Origin of the sequence: Sphingobacterium sp. JUb56 (assembly GCF_014191365.1) — a bacterium.
GTDB classification, from domain to species: Bacteria; Bacteroidota; Bacteroidia; order Sphingobacteriales; family Sphingobacteriaceae; genus Sphingobacterium; species Sphingobacterium anhuiense.
The window spans coordinates 1646725-1663442 of the sequence record NZ_JACHWL010000001.1 but is presented as its reverse complement, the minus strand read 5'-3'; the positions used below and the strand labels follow the sequence as shown (position 1 = coordinate 1663442).

The following is a 16718-nucleotide window of genomic DNA, read 5'->3' as shown; positions in this document are numbered from 1 at the left end:
TTTGTTTAAAAGAAAATAAATTGAGAACCGTAAAATTTCATAAAACAGAATGTGGCGTTGATTTTCTCATTAATGTTTTGCCTTCAGATGAAGTTAAAGAAAGCTATCTTAATAGTGGAATATACGACACCGATTATCTTGAAATCGCTTTTATTAAAAAGGGAAGTGGTCATGTTATTTTGAATCATCATAAAATAGAGATCAGCGACAACAGTATTATATTTCTGTCTCCTTTTCAAAAACGGGAATGGAACCTAAATCCAGAAGGTTTAGATTTTGTAATTTTAGTTTTTCAAGAGGACTTTTTGAATGATTTTTTTTCAGACAAGTTATTTGCCTATCGTTTATTATACTTTTATCAGTTGGAATGTCCCTTGAATATGGAGATCGATGATGCACTTATGGAAAGGTATTTCTCTCTTCTTGCTGAAATAAAATCGGAATTGGTAAGGACTAGAATTGACAGTGTACATATTATCCGTTCATTGATTTATTATCTGCTTCAAAAACTAAACCGAGAATATAGTCAAATAAATCATTTGGCAGTAGAAAAAAATGAACAAAATGATGCTTTCGCGTTTAAGCAATTAATAGAAATTCACATCAAAGAAAAGCAGCGTATAAGTGATTATACCGAACTTCTTCATATTAATCGGATTGCTCTTAATAAAGCGGTTAAAAATCAATTCAATGTTACAGCGACTCATTTGCTAAAGCAACGTTTACTGATAGAAATCAAAGATTATCTAATTCATTCCAATGTTACCGTTGCAGAGATTGCCTATCAGCTTAATTTTTCAGAACCCAACCATTTAATGCGTTTCTTTAAAAAACAGACTGGACTTACAACAAGTGATTTTTTACATGAGTATCAAAATGGTATCAGTTCATAGTTTTTTTTGTATTCGCCATGTTATTGTACTTTTCTTCATTCAAGAGCAGCAATAAAATAATGAGGAAAGCATTATTATAGACATGCAGCATGAAAACATTTTGAGACTGGTGACCAAGAACCCAAAAGGCGGTAAGAGCTGGTTAGCAAGTAAAAAGTTCTTGACTTATTTTTTTACAAATTGCAGTTAAATTCAGCACTGCGTTATTTGTGTTTTGATATTATAATTTTCCCGAAAAGTATCTGACTTTTCGGGAAAATTATAATAACGGTAAGCGCCTTTCGTATTTATGAGGCTTATATTATAAGCAAATTAGCTATTTTATTCACTGCAAAGGCTGCCTGCAAGATGTAATAGATTAAAGCCTATTCCTTAGGTTTTTTATCAAAACTAAAACGTCTTGCAATACTAAATCCCCATCTAAATTGTCCTTTACCCCAAGAACTGATTGTTTCACTAATAAACTGGGATTCCTGCATAGCTGTTGCATTTGTAAAGTTTAAATGGAAGATATGGCCACCTGTATCCATTTCCAGTCCCACACCTAAAGCATTATAGTAGCGTTGACCCGTTATGTTTTCTCGATATTGCTTTTTAGACGACTGACGAAAAGGAAGAAAATAATCTGCAACGACCGCGATTCTGTTACTAACCTTTGCCCGACCTCCGATTCCGATAGCAAACATATTATTCTGATCATTAAAAGCTGTAAAATTGCGATGAAGATAGGTGGGGACCAATGCAAGAGAAATATCTGGACTAAACTTCCTAGCTATGATCAATTGACTTACATAACTCATTCGGTCACTAAAATCATCAAAATTAGCTGCCGAATTTTTATCTTCCGAGGCTTCCATCGCCGATACGGTCGTACTTCCAAAAAAAGCGATGGATACAGGTACACTGTTATCGACAGTTTGTTCCAAAAAGCGGTATTTTAGATTAGCCTCATAGAGCTGTCTGATTTCTGTTGCTCCTTTCGCTCTAGCAATTCCAATTGTTAGGTTATCCAATAAACCATAATCAAGACCAATTCTGATATCCGAAGAGTTGTCTAGACCAAAGAAATTTTTGGAACCACCAGCACTTCCTGCGATATCTCCAAAACGATGATCCACCTTAAAATCCAGTTCATTTCGATGAATAGTCTCCGTAGTTTTAAGATTAATCAAGCTACCCGACTTAAATGTAGCAGTAACTTTTTCATTCTTCGGGTTTCCTAGATCGATCAGTTTATCAAGATCCTCCTGTGCAAATGCCCCTGTCGTGATGCCACACAGAAGGGTACATATTATACTTTTCATATTTCCTTGCATGCTTTAGATTAATGTTTATATGTGGCATTTATTTTCACCTTCACAACCTCTGCGATTTTTTTTCCAACTACAGATGGAATGGCGATCTTATGATCGGCGAGTCTGACGTCGAAACTAGCTGCAGCTGTTATAATTGAGCTTTTGACCGAAAATGTCGCCATGGTAGCGTAAGCTTTAGTGACACCATGAATTTGTAATGTACCCGAAACCTTTGCGGTATAATTTCCATCCTTGGTGAGTTGTCCACTATTTTCAATTTTCCCTTTAAACTCTGAAACAGGATACTTGTCACTTTCCATATAATTTTCATTGAAATGTTCTTGCATCAGTTTCTTATCAAATTGGAAGGAAGTATTCTTTACCCGAAATAAGATATCTCCAGTTTTTATATCCAAAGCTGATCCCGCTAAGTTGCTCTTAGCCTCAATGTCCTCGAACATTGCACTACTGAAAAAGCTGATCGATGCACCTTTTGAAATATAGGAACTGCTTTGTTGTGCAAAACCCTCAAGGCTCAGAAGCAGAAACAGTAATACACTATAAATAGTAATTTTTTTCATAAGAGTTTACGTTTAATTTTCAGGTGTATTACGTTTAAACCAAGCATCTAACAATTCTATCTCTTTCGCGGACAATGTTGAACCGATCGGCATTGTTTTGGTGACCAATACCACATTATTAATCCGGGCAGCATGATCTTTAAGAGAACTAAACCCGTTAAAAGTCCAACGTGCGCTCGCCGATCTGCCAGTGGCATGACAGGAATTACATTTTGTTTCGAAAAGTGCCTTCGCAAAATTAATGTAGGTCACGTTTTGTACGGATACGGTTTCAGTCTCATTAGGTAGCTCAGGAGAAATCTCCTGAGCCTGTTTTTTTGTACAGCTAAATAGAACAGCGATTCCAAGCAATACTAAAGAAGCCCTGAACTGCCTACCAATTCGTATATCGTATGATGGTTTTTTAAATTTTAATATTTCCATAATAAATAGGAATAAACCAAATGGGATTAGATTTAAGATTAGTTTGCGGCTGCGACGGTTGTTTTATCATTCACAATTGGCCATACACCTGGACGCGGATAGCTGATCCCTCTGTTGTCGCCTCTTTGTTGATCTTGACCAAAATAATATAACGGCCATCCTTTATACGTCAATTGCTTCTTTCCAAAAACCGTAATAACGGCAATATCTGTAGCAGAAACCAAGGAAGGTAGTGCACCTTTTTCTTTCTGGAAGATAGGCCACAAAGCATCATTGCTAAAATCAGCGGCTGTATAGTTGTTTTTATTAAATCGATCTGGTTTAAAGGCATACAATGTCCTTCCTTGATCGTCGGTCAGATAGCTTGTATTGCCTTGTCCTTCGGTATAGTTTTCTAAATAGTCTTTGGTGTCATCTCCTTTTAGTTGCCCGTTTGCGACCATAAGTAAGTAGTCGGGTTTTGCAACATACCAGATTTTATTTACGGCATCACCTTGTACTTCGCCAGATTTGCTATCGCCAACATAATAGTAAAGAGGCCAACCTTTGTAGGTACTTTGTTTTTTACCGTCAGCCCGCGTGATTTCACCTAATTGGCTCTTATCAATCTTCACATCGCTACTTATATCACCACTGTAATAAATTGACCAGACTGTCAAGCAGTTTCCGGTACAACTTGAAGAGCCCTTGGTATCATTTGAGAAAAAGTATAATGTTTTTCCATTGCTGTCAGTAAGAATTGTGCCGAATTTAGCATCTTGGGATGTCTGCATACCTTTCGTATTATTTTCAGGATTTTCAACCTTGTCTTTGGAGCAGGATGAAAAAATGGTTAATAGTGCGGTCGCCATCATGGCAGTTTTCATTTTGGTTTTGTTGAATCTCATGATCAATAGTTTTAGTGTAGTTTATTAATCAATACGGTGCTGTTCTGAAGATGGTTGCCTGAGATCTAAAAAAAATAATTTACCAAGGCAACCTTTTTTATTTCTCCATCGTAATATAGTTAACACTATATTTATCAAAGAAAAGCAGCATCTCGAGTGACGATAAACGAACATGACGAAAACACGATCCAAATCATAAAAGGATGCATCATAGAGGACCGAAGATCCCAAAAAGATCTTTATAAACTATACCATGCCCTGGCATTGGGGATATGCCTACGGTATTCAAACGATAAGGAAGAAGCATTGGCAATATTAAATGACGGATTTTTTAAGGTATTTAAGCACATAAAAAAATATAATTTTGATAAACCTATATCAGCATGGATCAGAAAAATCATGACAAATACAGCAATCGATTACTACCGGAGCAAGGTTCGTATGGGCGCTGTGGTTGATATAGCATCTTATGAGCATCCGATTACAGATGAAACAATTACACAAAAGTTGCATTATGAGGATCTGTTGCTGATGGTACAAAAATTGTCGCCTACGTACCGGACTGTTTTCAATCTCTATGCCATCGATGGCTATACGCATGAAGAGATCGGTAGTATGCTTGGCATTGCAGTAGGCACTTCAAAATCCAATCTACATAAGGCACGACAACGATTGGCGGAAATGGTAAGAAATCAAAATTCAATAGCAATTAAAAGTTAGGAACATAATTGATGGAAAAGAACAAGATCGATGAACTTTTTAGAAAAGGATTAAGTGATCCTAAACTAGACTTCGATGAAGATCATTGGCAAGATATGCAGTCACTTTTGGAGAAGAAAAGTGGTAAAAAAAAAGTTAGAAGAATGCTTATTTTAGCTGTAACAAGTGCAGCTGCTATTGCAACCGTATTCTTTATTTTAGACAGAAATATATTGGTTACAGATGAAAATGAAAGTTTCGAAACTGTGAATACTGACAGTCCTGTGGTACGGGAAAAATTCACCGGAAAGCTACAAGGAGAAGGCGGTGCGAAAGAAGAGCAAACAGCATTAATCTTTAATGAGGAACTAGCCCAAACTTTCTCATCAGCACAGCATCCACAGGCTTGGCAACGTACTGCGTCTATTGAAGTCGTTAATTCAAAAAACAGGATACTGTCAACAGGTTCATTGAGCGAAATCTCGATCCCGACAATAAAACCCATGACAAGATCGAAATATCGCTTTCACCCATCAATAGAAACTTTTCAAAGTTTCACGAGTGAATCCACAATGGCGCTACAGCATAAAAATGAGTACAATGCAGCTCCTCGTGATGCCCGCTCCGTATTAAGTATATTAGCCGGGCCAGATCTATCTAGTGTAAGAGGATCTGATCAATCGACTTTAAGTGAAAATGTTGGCGTACTGTATTCTTATCCCGTGGTCAATAGATTAAGTATATCCTTAGGAGCCACTTATGCAAAGAAAAATTATAGGTCGGACTACAGTCTATATTCACCTGCAAATCCCCCAACCTTAACCGAGATGCCAAGTATGGTCAATGCCGAATGTGATGTCATTGATATCCCTTTAACGGCCAATTATACTGTTTTAAAAAATAAAAAAATCAAGTTCAATGTTAGTGCAGGTCTTTCAAGCTATTTCATGTTAAAGGAAAAATACACTTTTGAATATGGAGGATCAGGCAATTCAGAAAATAAAAGAAGCGCCGTATACGAAATCAGTGGTGAAAATCAGCACATATTTGGTGTAGCTGATTTTTCAATCTCATTAGAGAAAAAAGTGAGTGATAAGATCAATGTCGGCATAAAACCTTTTCTTAAAATGCCCCTTACCGGTATCGGTTATGGAAGGGTAGATCTAGAGTCAAAAGGAATAGCCTTGATGGTTGGCGTGACACTGTAATCGATACTTTAGTTTTCTTTTACTAATTCAATCTTTTTTTCCGTCCATTCATTTATTCCTCCGGAGAACATTTTGATATTCTGAATACCTGATTTTTTCAAGAGCGAGTATGCCATCGCAGCACGGACTCCACTTTGGCAATGAACGATGACTGGTCTGTCTTTGCTGATTTTGTGCAGATTGTTTTTTAAAGTAGTCAAGGAGATATTTTCAGCACCTCTGATGTGCCCGTTACCGTATTCATTTTCCGTTCTTACATCTATGATCTGCACATCATTCTTATCCAAATGCTTTTGCACTTCTGTACTAGTTACCAGATTAGATTTTTCCAGTTCCATATTCATCTTGTCCAAGTCGGTTACAAAACCATATATATTGTCCATACCGATACGCATCAGTTTTCGGGTTAAATCTTCCGTTGTATCGTCGTCGTCAGCAATCAATACCAATTGTTGTTGATAATCTACTAAAGAACCGATCCAAGTAGCAAGAGACTTTCCATTTTCGATATGTAAGCTACCAGGGATGTGTCCTTCTGCAACCATATTTTTGTTGCGCGTGTCAATTATTAGGAGGTTGTTTTCAATTACCTTTTGCAGCGCTTGATGAGTAAGTTTTTGATGAACAGGAACCTCGATAAGCAATGGACGTTTCTCTTTGTTCATTTGCTTCATTACGGCAAAATATTTAGGAGGAGAGGGTTGTCCTTCCAAAATGTATTTTACAAAACCTTTTTCATCATTTTTGAATTGAAAAGCTTTACTGTTGAGCTTTTCGTCCTTCAATGTTGAATGCGGAATATTGCTCAGGGTTTTGCCACAAAAAGAACCCGCTCCGTGTCCGGCCCAGATTTCCACATCATCAGACAATTTAGAAAATTTTAGAATGGATGCGAAGAGTTGCTTTGCACCGATTTCCTGCGAGCCTACCTGTCCGGCTGCTTTTTCCAAAAGATCAGGACGACCAACATCTCCCACAAAAATAAAATCACCAGTAATTGCCCTTTTTGGTGTGGTAAATACTTTTGTATCTACGACCAAAAAAGTGATGCTTTCGGGAGTATGTCCAGGAGTGTGCATTATTTTGAGCTCAACTTGCCCCATGGAGATGATGTTACCATCTTTTAGACCTTTATGAGGGAACTGATATTGCCAGTTTTTACCGCCTTCGTCTGATAATAATAGGTCAGCATTAGTCGCAGCCGCCAATTCACGAGCGCCACTTAAAAAATCAGCATGAATATGTGTTTCGGATATTTTGGTGATTTTGAAATTATTGGTTTTAGCTATGTTCAAGTAAACATCCATATCCCTCTTGGGGTCAATAACAATTGCTTCTTTTGTAGTAAAATCTCCGATGAAGTAACTCGCCTGCGCAAGCGTTTCATCATATACACGTTCGAAATAATAGCTTTGAGCTTTTATTTTATTATTTATTAACAGGGAAATAAGCAGGAGTAAAGCACTTTTTAAGTTTATCTTATTTAGCATAATCAATTATTTTTGAAATTCATCACCTATAAAGGTAGATGATCTTATCCCTACACTATGTAACAAAAGTTACATAACAAGATTGATCTGTCAAAGATACTATTAACCAACAGTTGCATCAGGAACTTAATCGATTAGAATCAAGTCCTGCGTTTAGCGCACTTCTTCATACGTTATTTCATCTGTTTTTTTGTTGCTTTTTGGAAATGATGTACTGCAACTCGAAGTACCACAGCAACCAATATTTAGCAAGGGCATTAGTGAAAATAAACCACCTAGTGCTACGAACATCCACTGATTATCCATAAACCCTTGTATGATGATCAAAATACCCATTGCCAATCGAAGCAACCGCATGAAGTTCCAGTTTCTAAAGTAATTTTTCATTGTTCTTATTTTTTTCTTCCAATAAATCTGATCACAGAACCTGTTCCGTTGTGGTAAAGTCCTTCCTTTAATTCAATTTCCTGTTCTACTAATTCCACAATTTCATAATTCGGGAAGTCTGCTTTTATTTCCTCTATTGAAAATAAACTTTCAATGTCTTTCGGTCCGCCTACTTTTTCGTTTGTCCTTACATAATCAATGTGTTTTTTGCTAAAGGCTTCAAAGATCATGGTACCGTTTTTTTTCAAATATTTGTCTAGTGCCTTATGGTAGTTAGATTTTAGATCAGCTGGAAAATGTGCATAGATTAGGGCGATTGCATCAAATTGATCGGGTTCAAAATCTAAAGTTTCCAATTCGCCCACTTTGTAGTCGATGGTTACCTCATTTTTTTTAGCAAGTTTAACCGCTTTATTTTTACCCTCAATACTTATGTCAAACGCAGAAACATTCCAACCGCTTTTGGCTGCAAATACGGCGTTTCTTCCTTCACCTTCTGCAGGAAAAAGAATGGATCCAACGGCTAGTTTTGCCAATTGCTTTTTTAAATAATTGTTTGGTTCTTCACCATATGCAAACTCCTCGTTGCTGTATCTGTCGTCCCATCTAGCAGTCCATAGCTCATTTGCTTTCTTATTTTTTTCCATATTGATGTCTTTTTATTCTAATTTTAACGATTTCTGATCCAGCAATCGGCAGTTTTACTTTTTGCTTCCTATCGTTCTTTTATCCCGAAAAACACTTTACGTTTTCAAAACCATTTTTTGAAAGAAGAGCATATGCACTAGGTGGGCGCTGGTCTGCTTGAAGATGAAGAATAACATCCTGTTGCTCTTTGCTCATTTTATAGCTCCAACACCGCTTGAACCTACCTGCAATATCCATCACTTTAAGATGGTTTAGTAAATATGCATCAATTTAATAACAAGTTCAGCTACTTTGGTTACATAAGCGATATATTGTTTCTACTGAGTTGACGAGACCAATTGGATTTTAGACAATGCAATCGGTTTTTCGGACCTATTGATGTTTCCATGTTGACCACATTTGTATTTTGGTTATCTTTGTATAGGTATATTAGATGGTTATAGCTACATGCCAAAAGGTAAGAAATACTGATAATCAGTGGATATAAGCAATATTGATATGGCGGAAATACTACTTTTTCCGAAATTCCTACTTTTCTTATCGGAAAGTGGACGTTGGTGCTTTTATATCCGATAAATGAGATAATAGTAAGTTATATAGGGCTATGGAACGATTAGCAACTTTTGGATTGAGTTACTTAGTTTAGTAAGTGAACTGATGCAAAAACGACAAATGATGTGTTTTGAAAAACTTGACCATCATTTTAGAATAAATAGTAAATACAGGATTTTCTTCCTGTCCAATGTTTAGAAGAGTAACAAAATGGATTGTATATTACCCAATTACAGTATAAATTTCAGGGATGAGTTTTCATTGATTACAGGAGAAGAATTGGAACGATTTATGAAGTTAGACTCAGATGCTCACACCCATAATTTTTATATCCTGAGCTTTTTGTATGAAGGTTATGTGAGTCATCTTTCGGACTTTGAAAATAAGCAACTCTCAGGGCCCGCGGTTCTAATGCTGGATGTTGATCAGGTACACACGCATCCTGACATGAGCAATTGCAAAATAGTATCAATCGCATTCTCTAGTCATTTTATTGCCGATCAGACTCATCAATTTCTTCAAAAAGTAAATCTGTTGTTCTCACGGCCGTTCATTCAAATTTCTTTTGAAAAACTTCAAGAATTGGATCATATCATCAAAATTATTTCGACAGAAGTTGATAAAGAAGATGCCGATGAAGAATTGATTAAAGCCCTATTGAATGTTTTGATCGTCCAATGTTATGGACTTTCGGTAAAGTATCCAGTTAAAGATCACAATGTTCAAAGCATCTACGATAGTTTTAAAGCGTTGCTAAAACAACATTACCATAAACAACATCAGGTGAAATTCTATGCAGATCGACTGAATGTTACAACGCGGACATTAAATCAAAGTGTCCGTAAATCAACCCTTAAAACACCTAAGCAACTAATTGATGCGCATTTATTACTAGAGGCAAAAAGACTCCTGTACTGGTCAAAAGTTCCTGCAAAGGAAGTCGCATGGGAGTTGGGATTTGAAACGGATAGTTATTTTAACCGCTTTTTTAAGAAATATACTGGTGAAACTCCGAAGGAATTCCACAAAAAACAGTTTCACGATAAAATAAAATAACTGCTGACAAGTCATATTTGTCAGCAGTTACTTCATTTGTTATTCTGGTGTTATTTTTTAGGTAAAAATTCCATCGTATTATAACGGTCATAAACCATTCCGAGTGCGATATCGTCAGCAATTTCTTTACCGTTTATCAATTCAATAGCTTGAAGAGCCACATCCATACCAGAAGTGACACCGGCGCCAGTTAAAAATTTGCCATCCACTACAAATCGAGTTTTTTCCTGCACTTTTATTTTAGAGTGCGATCTCAGTTCATCAATTGACCAGTGATGCGTAGTTGCAGAGCGCCCATCAAGCAGGCCTGTATTTGCCAGTATAAGTCCACCAGTACAGACAGACATTGTCATTTGGGTTTTTTCATTCTGTGAGACAATCCAATTCATCATTTTTTTATCTGCAGAAATCGTTTTGACAATCTCAGGAGATGTTCCAGGGATGATCAATATATCTGATTGTGGAGCATCGTATATGCTGTATTTAGAAACTAGGTTTACTGTTCCACCGTCCATGATTATATTTTTATTGGCTGTTGCCGATACGGTGTAAATATTATAGTTGCCATTCCAGTTATTAGCCTTTACAAAAACATCAATAGGACCACCCGTATCGACAATCTCTACACCATCATAAACTAAAACTCCGATATTGATCTTGCGATCAGTAGGGAAATTGAATGTGCTTTTTGCGCTTTCCTGTGCATTACTATTTAAAGAGCACACTAAAAGAGGAAGAGTCAGTAAAGAAAATTTTATGAATTTCATCTTAAAAAAATTATGTTAAAATTATGTGTTATAGGTGCTATATCTTATGCCGGCTAAGCTATCGTTACACCGATACAAATGTAGCTATGGGCATACCAATAAAAATTACACTTTTGAGCTCTTTAATTACACTTTAAGGTTCTGGTTATTTAACACCTTTTATTTTAACTCATCTACGAATTTGACAATTCAAATAATTAAAGACTTAGCTAGAAATGGTTTGAATTTTAATTCTTTTTTTAATAATATGGATGGACGCACTATAGGATAACCAGTTGCTCAACACTCTTTCGTAGTCATCCTGTTCAATATTGGATCAATGCAGGGGAGGATTCTGTAAGCACACTTTATTGAAAAGGGACTTAAAATGGAAATGTGAGCCTGTGGGAATAAGGCAAAAACGATAAATACTAATTGCGATGAATGTACCATTGACAATGGAGATCTTGAAGGACTTAAAGCATAAGGGATATAATATCTTGAAGTACGATAATAGTGTGGATGATGTTATACATCATTTTGTCCCTACAAAAGTAAACGACCTATGGGCGTTTATGAGTGAATTTAAGGAGGAGTCCGCGACAGTAGTGATTGAGCAGATTTTGGACGTACAAGAAGAAGTGTTAGAAGGGAAATTCTTGAGGGTTTTCTGATTGATCTATTAATTTCTAAAAACTACACAGATGAATTTAAAGCAAATATACCAAGAATATATATTTAATCATCCTACAGCTGTAAAAAGCAGAGCAATCATTTCTATAAGTTATGTTAAATTACCGGGTTTTTACGTATGTTTGCCTTCCAGCTCAAATTAGTCGTTAAAGAAATTAAGGATTTTTTTATTTCTATAAAACATGCTGTATTTTTATTTGTTATCGTTTTAATTTCTTTATTAATTTTTTAGATGAACCAAGTTTTCGAATTGAATATTGATTCCAAGATTGTAAGAGAAATAGCAAAATCTTACAATACTTTAGATTATGTTCCCAAGTTGCGCAGCCTTTTAAACCTAGTTTATTCGGAAAAAAAAATAAGTAAATTTTGTAAACTAGACCTACATAAAGAAATTAATAACCTATTGTTAAATAGTTATGAAGGTGAACCGATATTAAAATATAAATTATTCAAGGCTTTTGTGAATAGAGATGTCGTGGCGGCTTATGAAATTAAAGTAAAGAATAGCCGTGTAGATTTCCTTACTGTGGATGATGCTACGACGAGCTTTGAAATTAAATCCAGTCTCGATAATTTAACAAAGTTGGCCAAACAGTCCAGTGATTATGTGAGTGCATTTGAATTTAATAATATTGTTATTCATGAGCGACATTTGGCTAAATGTCTTGAAATCGTACCACGTAGTTTTGGAATTATTACTGTTGATAAAAGTGGATATGAAATTTTACGAAAACCTATTCTCAATAAAAAGACTGATCCCTCTGAGCAGTTAAACTTACTTACTAAAAAGGAGTTGTTGAAAAACTTCGGTCATGTAGATATCAGTCATATTATGAATGACCTTAGCAATATCGAAATCAATAAAATTTTCAAAAACGCACTTAAGCAACGATATAAAAGCCGTTGGAATTTTATTGTTGAAAACTCAGCCAATATTCTTCCTATTGATTTACAGTTTTTCTTTAAGACAAATGTAGAACCAGCACTAATTTATAATTAAGTTAAATGATGGCAGCCTGTATTTTTTTATTGATGCAGTATAAATAATGTAACATAGAAATACGTTTAAATTTTGATTGACTTTTAGGATTCTCAATGCCTGTCAACATTTCATTTATTAATTTCCAGCCAGGGTTGACATTATCCAAATACCGTTCAGCAGATATTGACATCCTGTTTACTGCATCTGATTTTAAAACTTTAGGGATAATTATATCAAGAAAATCCTCAAGTTCACCCTGTTTCCTTTTTAGTCCTTTGTACCCATAGTATGAATTTTCAACAGCATCATAGAATATAAATCCAGGACTAATTCTACCACCACCTTCTAGTACATCTTTTTTTAAACCAGCATAATCCCCAAAACCCTTTGCTCCATAAGATTTATACGAATATTGTAGAGAATTATCTGCTTTTTCGATTCGCATTCCATGTTCCAAACCTGAGTTTGTCGTCGTATGATGAATAGGGCTGTTTAAAATAATCACAGGACATGATTTGAATGACTTAACGAAATCTAACATGAAATCAATTGCATATCTATCATCACCACTTGCAAGACAGTATTCCTCAAGATCAACAAACAGATAATCATCTGCTTTAGCGACCTTTATTATCTGCTTCATGTCATTGTCAAAAGTCGATGATGAAGTTCTAAAGCCTAGACTATTAAACACAGATCTTAAATCATTTTCCTGGGCTATGATCGAATTTGGTTCTCCTGTTCTTTGGGAATAGGTACTGATAATAGGGATAATTTTATTATTTAGCGACTTTAAACCTATTAGATGTGATGTTCTTTCGAGTCTATTACCAATAACCTGTGTTAAAAACTCAACAACTTCTTTTTTCATTTTTGTGGATGTTTTTAGGTGTACGGGAAGATCCACAAACACTTTATTACTTTTTATATCTCGTAGTATTGGAAGATGCACTTCATGAAAAGTCGGTTCGGATTTTTTCTTCGAAGTATGTACTCGTTCTAGCTTTTTAAAGATCTCAATATATGGATAGATCTTGTCCCCGAAGTCGAAACTAGTTAAAACTTTTTTCTCCTCCTGACGATATCTTATTACAGGTGTGTACACAGGTTTATTCATGATATTTGATTTTAGTGTTTAATAAAATAATCCAAATTTATCCTCACTTTCAAGTTTGTACCAAAATGATAAGGAACTTTATTTAAATTTTGAAGTCTTCCCAATACAATTCCAGGGTGAATAGCATATTTTTTTGCCACTTTTCTAATCATTCCTTCACTTATCGAACCCTCAATGTCTTCTAGAAAAGAATCTGGAATAAGCCAGTCCCTAGCAAAATCGTTTGCTTCCTGTTCTTTATCCTTATCGTTTTCGAGCTCTCCAAAATCTTCTATGAAAACATCTTTTTTACCATGTAGCAGAATATGTCCGGCTTCGTGGTAAAATGTAAACCAAAAGTGATCATTAGTTTTGTAACGATCTGTGATTTGTATTAGCGGTGTTCCCGATACCCATCTCGTAGCGCCGCTTATTGGTGCTTTTGAAAGACTTTTCGAGTAGATTACTGCCACACCAACTTCTCTGCACATTAATTCCAACTGGTCAGCGAAATCCTCGGGTTGGTTTTCTGCAAGACGTTTTATTTGAATGAGGATTTTTTTAAACGCATCTTTATTGTACTCAGGAATTTCTAATTTTCGTAAATTTAATTCTCCTATTCTTAACCATGCAGCCATATTACTCACTGCTGCAGTTAGCGTATTACTCTTTCTAAAATTGGTGTTTACATAGTTATCCACATAAACATGTTGCCATTGAGTAGGAGAGGCTACTCCATAAAATTTTAAGCATTCTTCCGCTAGTTCATTCCCAATTTTGTTTGAAGATAAATATCCGTATGCATTCAATTCTTTGATGGGTTGTTCTTTCAGCCAGCCAATGCATTCTTCTAAAAACTCTTCTTGCTCAATACGAGCTATCTTTTCTCGATAATTAGCCTCTCTATTTAACCAGAACTGCGTATCTATTCCCAATACTTTTTCAAGCTGAAGAGCTGTATTGACCGTAATAGGTGCTTTACCCGAAATCATATCATTTACCTTACCGGGTGTCTTGCCAATCCGCTCTGCGAATTCAGCTTGTGTCATTTTTAGAAATTCTAATGTTTCCAAAATTGTATCACCAGGTTTTGATAATAATTCCTTCTCTATTTCTAAGTTCTTGTTCATATCTATATATTATTAGAATTAATGATAATCTATTGTATCAATAATTCGAATGTCTGTCACTTTTATTCTATCTATTTCACCAGTTAGCGTGAGCGGCATAGGATCGTTATCTATTTCAAAAATCATACGATGATTAGGTGAAATATTCACAGCCCATTCACCATCTCGATTTCCCGAAAGAGCATGGCAGTTAGCTGCTGGAATCTGTGTCAGTACATTGAGATTGGGCGATGCTTCAATATCGTCCAATCGTGCCTGCACTTTTTTTGCCATTGCCCCAAATGCTTTCTTGATCTCAGCTGCTGATGAAAACTTCTTTTTTATTTTATTAGAATAAGTGATATTCATTATTAAAATTTTTCATTACCTAAAAAAGGTAATAATATTATACAAATATAGATAAGATTTTGTAAAATCCAAAACATTAGTAAGTTAACGAAATTTGTAATCTGCTCATTTTTGAGATTATTATTAAATATTGTTGCACATTAAAATTTACTTGAATATGGGAAATAGGTAATTTAAAATATTTAGGTTAAATAATAACTTAAATATAATGAAAATAATTAATTTTTTAAAGGTTCAGTATATGGATAATCTAGGACTAAATGTATGAACATTTTGGAAAGCAATGGCTGTTTCTTTGTTACAAGAAGCAAATCCAACATGAAGTACACTGTGATCAAAACAATTAGGAGTGAGGCTCTAATGAAAGGTGGAATAATTGAAGATCAGACCATCGAGCTTTTTGGATCACCTAAGGTATGGTATGGAAGGAAAGAAGATACGTCAGGTTCGTGTTTTGGACAGCACTAAAAACGTAGTTTAAGAGTTCTTAACAAACAATTTTAGTTGGAAACCCAAGACAGTAGCATCTCTTTACAAGGAACGGTGGGAGATTGAAACATTCTTCAAACATTTAAAACAGAAACTAAAGGTTACCAGTTTTGTAGGCACATCCCAAAATGCGGTGTATATACAAATATGGACAGCATTGATCGGAATATTGCTCTTCAAGTATATTCAAAAGAAGGTTAAATACGATTGGAATCTATCGAATCTTGTCAACTTTATAAGATTAAATATTTTTGTAAAAATAGACCTATGGAAATGGGCCGATGATCCGTTCATTTCAGGAAGACCTCCTAATAAAGAGGGACAGTTTGTGCTTTTTTAAGCGAAAGGGTAGGGTTACTTTTTTTTCAAACAGCTAAACCTGCATTATTTGACGCTAATGTTAGATTTTTTATGCACTAAAATTTATTTAGGACAGTACTGATAAAGGACTATTTATTTTATAAATTAGTAGAATCAAATATTATCAAGATGAAAAAAATTGTTATTGAAGAGCAGGATATAAATGCTTTGCAAGATACGATATACGTTATAGGGGGGAAATGGAAACTTCCCATCATTTATTCCATTTGTAATGGAAATAAAAGATTTATGGATATCGAAAGAAGTATTCCAGGTCTAACGACCAGAATGCTTGCCCGGAATCTTAAAGAGCTTGAAGATAATAAGTTAATCTCACGTATCATGAATGCGGATATCGGGGTAGCTGAATATGAATTCACAGAATATGCAAAAGAATATGGTACTCTTATCATGAATCTAATTGCATGGGGGAAAAAACATCGCGCTATGATAATTGAATCAATACGTTAGACTTAATTAACTTCTACTACTATTACTCTTGTTAACTGTAAATAATTTAAAAGTAGTAATTAATCATTTTTTAATACTGCATTCTTCAAATTTTGGTTATTATAGATGCAAGTTCCTGCATGTTTTTTCATTCAGCAACTACTAAGGCTGCTTCCATACCATTGTAAATGTCATAAATCTAGAGAACTATTTCATCCTTCAAAGCTTACTTTTATAATTTGTAATTCCAGTGTAAAATGATATTCAAATACCACTTGCCTGTGAATTTTAAAAAAAAAACA

19 protein-coding genes and 1 pseudogene are annotated in these 16718 nt (G+C 35.1%); 9 read left to right on the top strand and 11 right to left on the bottom strand.

The genetic code is table 11. The features are described 5' to 3' along the window. Positions 1 to 20 precede the first annotated feature (20 nt). Positions 21 to 893, top strand: a complete 873-nt coding sequence (locus FHR29_RS06865) for an AraC family transcriptional regulator (protein WP_183913312.1) — start codon at positions 21 to 23, stop codon at positions 891 to 893. A gap of 365 nt (positions 894 to 1258) precedes the next feature. Here FHR29_RS06865 and FHR29_RS06860 read toward each other — a convergent pair whose 3' ends face one another. The 4 genes from FHR29_RS06860 to FHR29_RS06845 are packed head-to-tail and all read right to left on the bottom strand — an operon-like array spanning position 1259 to position 4079. Continuing rightward, positions 1259 to 2197, bottom strand: a complete 939-nt coding sequence (locus tag FHR29_RS06860; protein WP_237682712.1) for a DUF5777 family beta-barrel protein — start codon at positions 2195 to 2197, stop codon at positions 1259 to 1261. 20 nt (positions 2198 to 2217) lie between these two features. Beyond that, positions 2218 to 2769 (bottom strand): YceI family protein, encoded by a 552-nt coding sequence (locus tag FHR29_RS06855; RefSeq protein ID WP_183913310.1) that lies wholly within the window; start codon positions 2767 to 2769, stop codon positions 2218 to 2220. A gap of 12 nt (positions 2770 to 2781) precedes the next feature. Next, on the bottom strand, positions 2782 to 3192 hold the full coding sequence (locus FHR29_RS06850) for a cytochrome c (RefSeq protein ID WP_183913308.1): 411 nt from the start codon (positions 3190 to 3192) through the stop codon (positions 2782 to 2784). 38 nt (positions 3193 to 3230) lie between these two features. Beyond that, the gene (locus tag FHR29_RS06845; RefSeq protein ID WP_221197817.1) at positions 3231 to 4079 is read right to left on the bottom strand and encodes a hypothetical protein; all 849 of its coding nucleotides are present in this window, start codon (positions 4077 to 4079) and stop codon (positions 3231 to 3233) included. 156 nt (positions 4080 to 4235) lie between these two features. Between FHR29_RS06845 and FHR29_RS06840 the strand changes: the two genes are divergently transcribed. Beyond that, entirely contained in the window at positions 4236 to 4799 is a 564-nt protein-coding gene (locus tag FHR29_RS06840) for an RNA polymerase sigma factor (protein ID WP_206368227.1), read from the top strand. 11 nt (positions 4800 to 4810) lie between these two features. Continuing rightward, a complete protein-coding gene (locus FHR29_RS06835; protein ID WP_183913306.1) occupies positions 4811 to 5986 on the top strand; it encodes an outer membrane beta-barrel protein in 1176 nt (391 codons plus the stop codon). Between the two features lie 8 nt (positions 5987 to 5994). Here the strand turns inward: FHR29_RS06835 and FHR29_RS06830 are convergent, their stop codons facing one another. From FHR29_RS06830 to FHR29_RS06820, 3 genes are all read right to left on the bottom strand, one after another. Further along, positions 5995 to 7476, bottom strand: a complete 1482-nt coding sequence (locus FHR29_RS06830) for a rhodanese-like domain-containing protein (protein WP_183913304.1) — start codon at positions 7474 to 7476, stop codon at positions 5995 to 5997. Positions 7477 to 7629: 153 nt separating this feature from the next. Continuing rightward, entirely contained in the window at positions 7630 to 7863 is a 234-nt protein-coding gene (locus FHR29_RS06825) for a hypothetical protein (protein WP_183913302.1), read from the bottom strand. 5 nt (positions 7864 to 7868) lie between these two features. Continuing rightward, entirely contained in the window at positions 7869 to 8510 is a 642-nt protein-coding gene (locus FHR29_RS06820) for a bifunctional 2-polyprenyl-6-hydroxyphenol methylase/3-demethylubiquinol 3-O-methyltransferase UbiG (protein ID WP_183913300.1), read from the bottom strand. Positions 8511 to 9273: 763 nt separating this feature from the next. Here FHR29_RS06820 and FHR29_RS06815 point away from each other — a divergent pair. Next, positions 9274 to 10119, top strand: a complete 846-nt coding sequence (locus FHR29_RS06815; protein WP_183913298.1) for a helix-turn-helix domain-containing protein — start codon at positions 9274 to 9276, stop codon at positions 10117 to 10119. A gap of 50 nt (positions 10120 to 10169) precedes the next feature. Here FHR29_RS06815 and FHR29_RS06810 read toward each other — a convergent pair whose 3' ends face one another. Continuing rightward, positions 10170 to 10886, bottom strand: a complete 717-nt coding sequence (locus tag FHR29_RS06810; RefSeq protein ID WP_183913295.1) for a DJ-1/PfpI family protein — start codon at positions 10884 to 10886, stop codon at positions 10170 to 10172. 419 nt (positions 10887 to 11305) lie between these two features. On the opposite strand from FHR29_RS06810, the gene FHR29_RS06805 reads away from it, so the two are divergent. Then, complete coding sequence (locus FHR29_RS06805) at positions 11306 to 11539, top strand: hypothetical protein (protein ID WP_183913293.1); 234 nt, start codon at positions 11306 to 11308, stop codon at positions 11537 to 11539. A 251-nt stretch (positions 11540 to 11790) separates the two neighbouring features. Then, on the top strand, positions 11791 to 12561 hold the full coding sequence (locus FHR29_RS06800) for a sce7726 family protein (protein ID WP_132767480.1): 771 nt from the start codon (positions 11791 to 11793) through the stop codon (positions 12559 to 12561). A gap of 1 nt (position 12562) precedes the next feature. Here FHR29_RS06800 and FHR29_RS06795 read toward each other — a convergent pair whose 3' ends face one another. Genes FHR29_RS06795 through FHR29_RS06785 form a run of 3 tightly spaced genes read right to left on the bottom strand, consistent with a single transcriptional unit; the run spans position 12563 to position 15117 of the window. Next, positions 12563 to 13660, bottom strand: coding sequence for a beta family protein (locus FHR29_RS06795; protein ID WP_183913291.1), 1098 nt, complete (start codon positions 13658 to 13660; stop codon positions 12563 to 12565). Between the two features lie 11 nt (positions 13661 to 13671). Then, on the bottom strand, positions 13672 to 14769 hold the full coding sequence (locus FHR29_RS06790; RefSeq protein WP_183913289.1) for an ImmA/IrrE family metallo-endopeptidase: 1098 nt from the start codon (positions 14767 to 14769) through the stop codon (positions 13672 to 13674). Between the two features lie 18 nt (positions 14770 to 14787). Further along, the gene (locus tag FHR29_RS06785) at positions 14788 to 15117 is read right to left on the bottom strand and encodes a type II toxin-antitoxin system RelE/ParE family toxin (protein ID WP_183913287.1); all 330 of its coding nucleotides are present in this window, start codon (positions 15115 to 15117) and stop codon (positions 14788 to 14790) included. A 318-nt stretch (positions 15118 to 15435) separates the two neighbouring features. On the opposite strand from FHR29_RS06785, the gene FHR29_RS06780 reads away from it, so the two are divergent. From FHR29_RS06780 to FHR29_RS06770, 3 genes and pseudogenes are all read left to right on the top strand, one after another. After that, entirely contained in the window at positions 15436 to 15585 is a 150-nt protein-coding gene (locus FHR29_RS06780) for a hypothetical protein (protein ID WP_221197816.1), read from the top strand. Positions 15586 to 15616: 31 nt separating this feature from the next. Further along, positions 15617 to 15946 (top strand): annotated as a pseudogene (locus FHR29_RS06775) (transposase); the annotation flags it as partial. 149 nt (positions 15947 to 16095) lie between these two features. After that, positions 16096 to 16437 (top strand): helix-turn-helix domain-containing protein, encoded by a 342-nt coding sequence (locus FHR29_RS06770; protein WP_183913283.1) that lies wholly within the window; start codon positions 16096 to 16098, stop codon positions 16435 to 16437. The last annotated feature ends 281 nt before the right edge of the window (positions 16438 to 16718 follow it).

Bases quoted from the DNA above. Each gene is read 5' to 3' on its own strand.
- FHR29_RS06860 (WP_237682712.1), bottom strand. From the start codon at position 2,197: ATGAAAAGTATAATATGTACCCTTCTGTGTGGCATCACGACAGGGGCA.
- FHR29_RS06855 (WP_183913310.1), bottom strand. From the start codon at position 2,769: ATGAAAAAAATTACTATTTATAGTGTATTACTGTTTCTGCTTCTGAGC.
- FHR29_RS06850 (WP_183913308.1), bottom strand. From the start codon at position 3,192: ATGGAAATATTAAAATTTAAAAAACCATCATACGATATACGAATTGGT.
- FHR29_RS06845 (WP_221197817.1), bottom strand. From the start codon at position 4,079: ATGAGATTCAACAAAACCAAAATGAAAACTGCCATGATGGCGACCGCA.
- FHR29_RS06835 (WP_183913306.1), top strand. From the start codon at position 4,811: ATGGAAAAGAACAAGATCGATGAACTTTTTAGAAAAGGATTAAGTGAT.
- FHR29_RS06830 (WP_183913304.1), bottom strand. From the start codon at position 7,476: ATGCTAAATAAGATAAACTTAAAAAGTGCTTTACTCCTGCTTATTTCC.
- FHR29_RS06825 (WP_183913302.1), bottom strand. From the start codon at position 7,863: ATGAAAAATTACTTTAGAAACTGGAACTTCATGCGGTTGCTTCGATTG.
- FHR29_RS06820 (WP_183913300.1), bottom strand. From the start codon at position 8,510: ATGGAAAAAAATAAGAAAGCAAATGAGCTATGGACTGCTAGATGGGAC.
- FHR29_RS06815 (WP_183913298.1), top strand. From the start codon at position 9,274: ATGGATTGTATATTACCCAATTACAGTATAAATTTCAGGGATGAGTTT.
- FHR29_RS06810 (WP_183913295.1), bottom strand. From the start codon at position 10,886: ATGAAATTCATAAAATTTTCTTTACTGACTCTTCCTCTTTTAGTGTGC.
- FHR29_RS06805 (WP_183913293.1), top strand. From the start codon at position 11,306: ATGAATGTACCATTGACAATGGAGATCTTGAAGGACTTAAAGCATAAG.
- FHR29_RS06800 (WP_132767480.1), top strand. From the start codon at position 11,791: ATGAACCAAGTTTTCGAATTGAATATTGATTCCAAGATTGTAAGAGAA.
- FHR29_RS06795 (WP_183913291.1), bottom strand. From the start codon at position 13,660: ATGAATAAACCTGTGTACACACCTGTAATAAGATATCGTCAGGAGGAG.
- FHR29_RS06790 (WP_183913289.1), bottom strand. From the start codon at position 14,769: ATGAACAAGAACTTAGAAATAGAGAAGGAATTATTATCAAAACCTGGT.
- FHR29_RS06785 (WP_183913287.1), bottom strand. From the start codon at position 15,117: ATGAATATCACTTATTCTAATAAAATAAAAAAGAAGTTTTCATCAGCA.
- FHR29_RS06780 (WP_221197816.1), top strand. From the start codon at position 15,436: ATGAAGTACACTGTGATCAAAACAATTAGGAGTGAGGCTCTAATGAAA.
- FHR29_RS06770 (WP_183913283.1), top strand. From the start codon at position 16,096: ATGAAAAAAATTGTTATTGAAGAGCAGGATATAAATGCTTTGCAAGAT.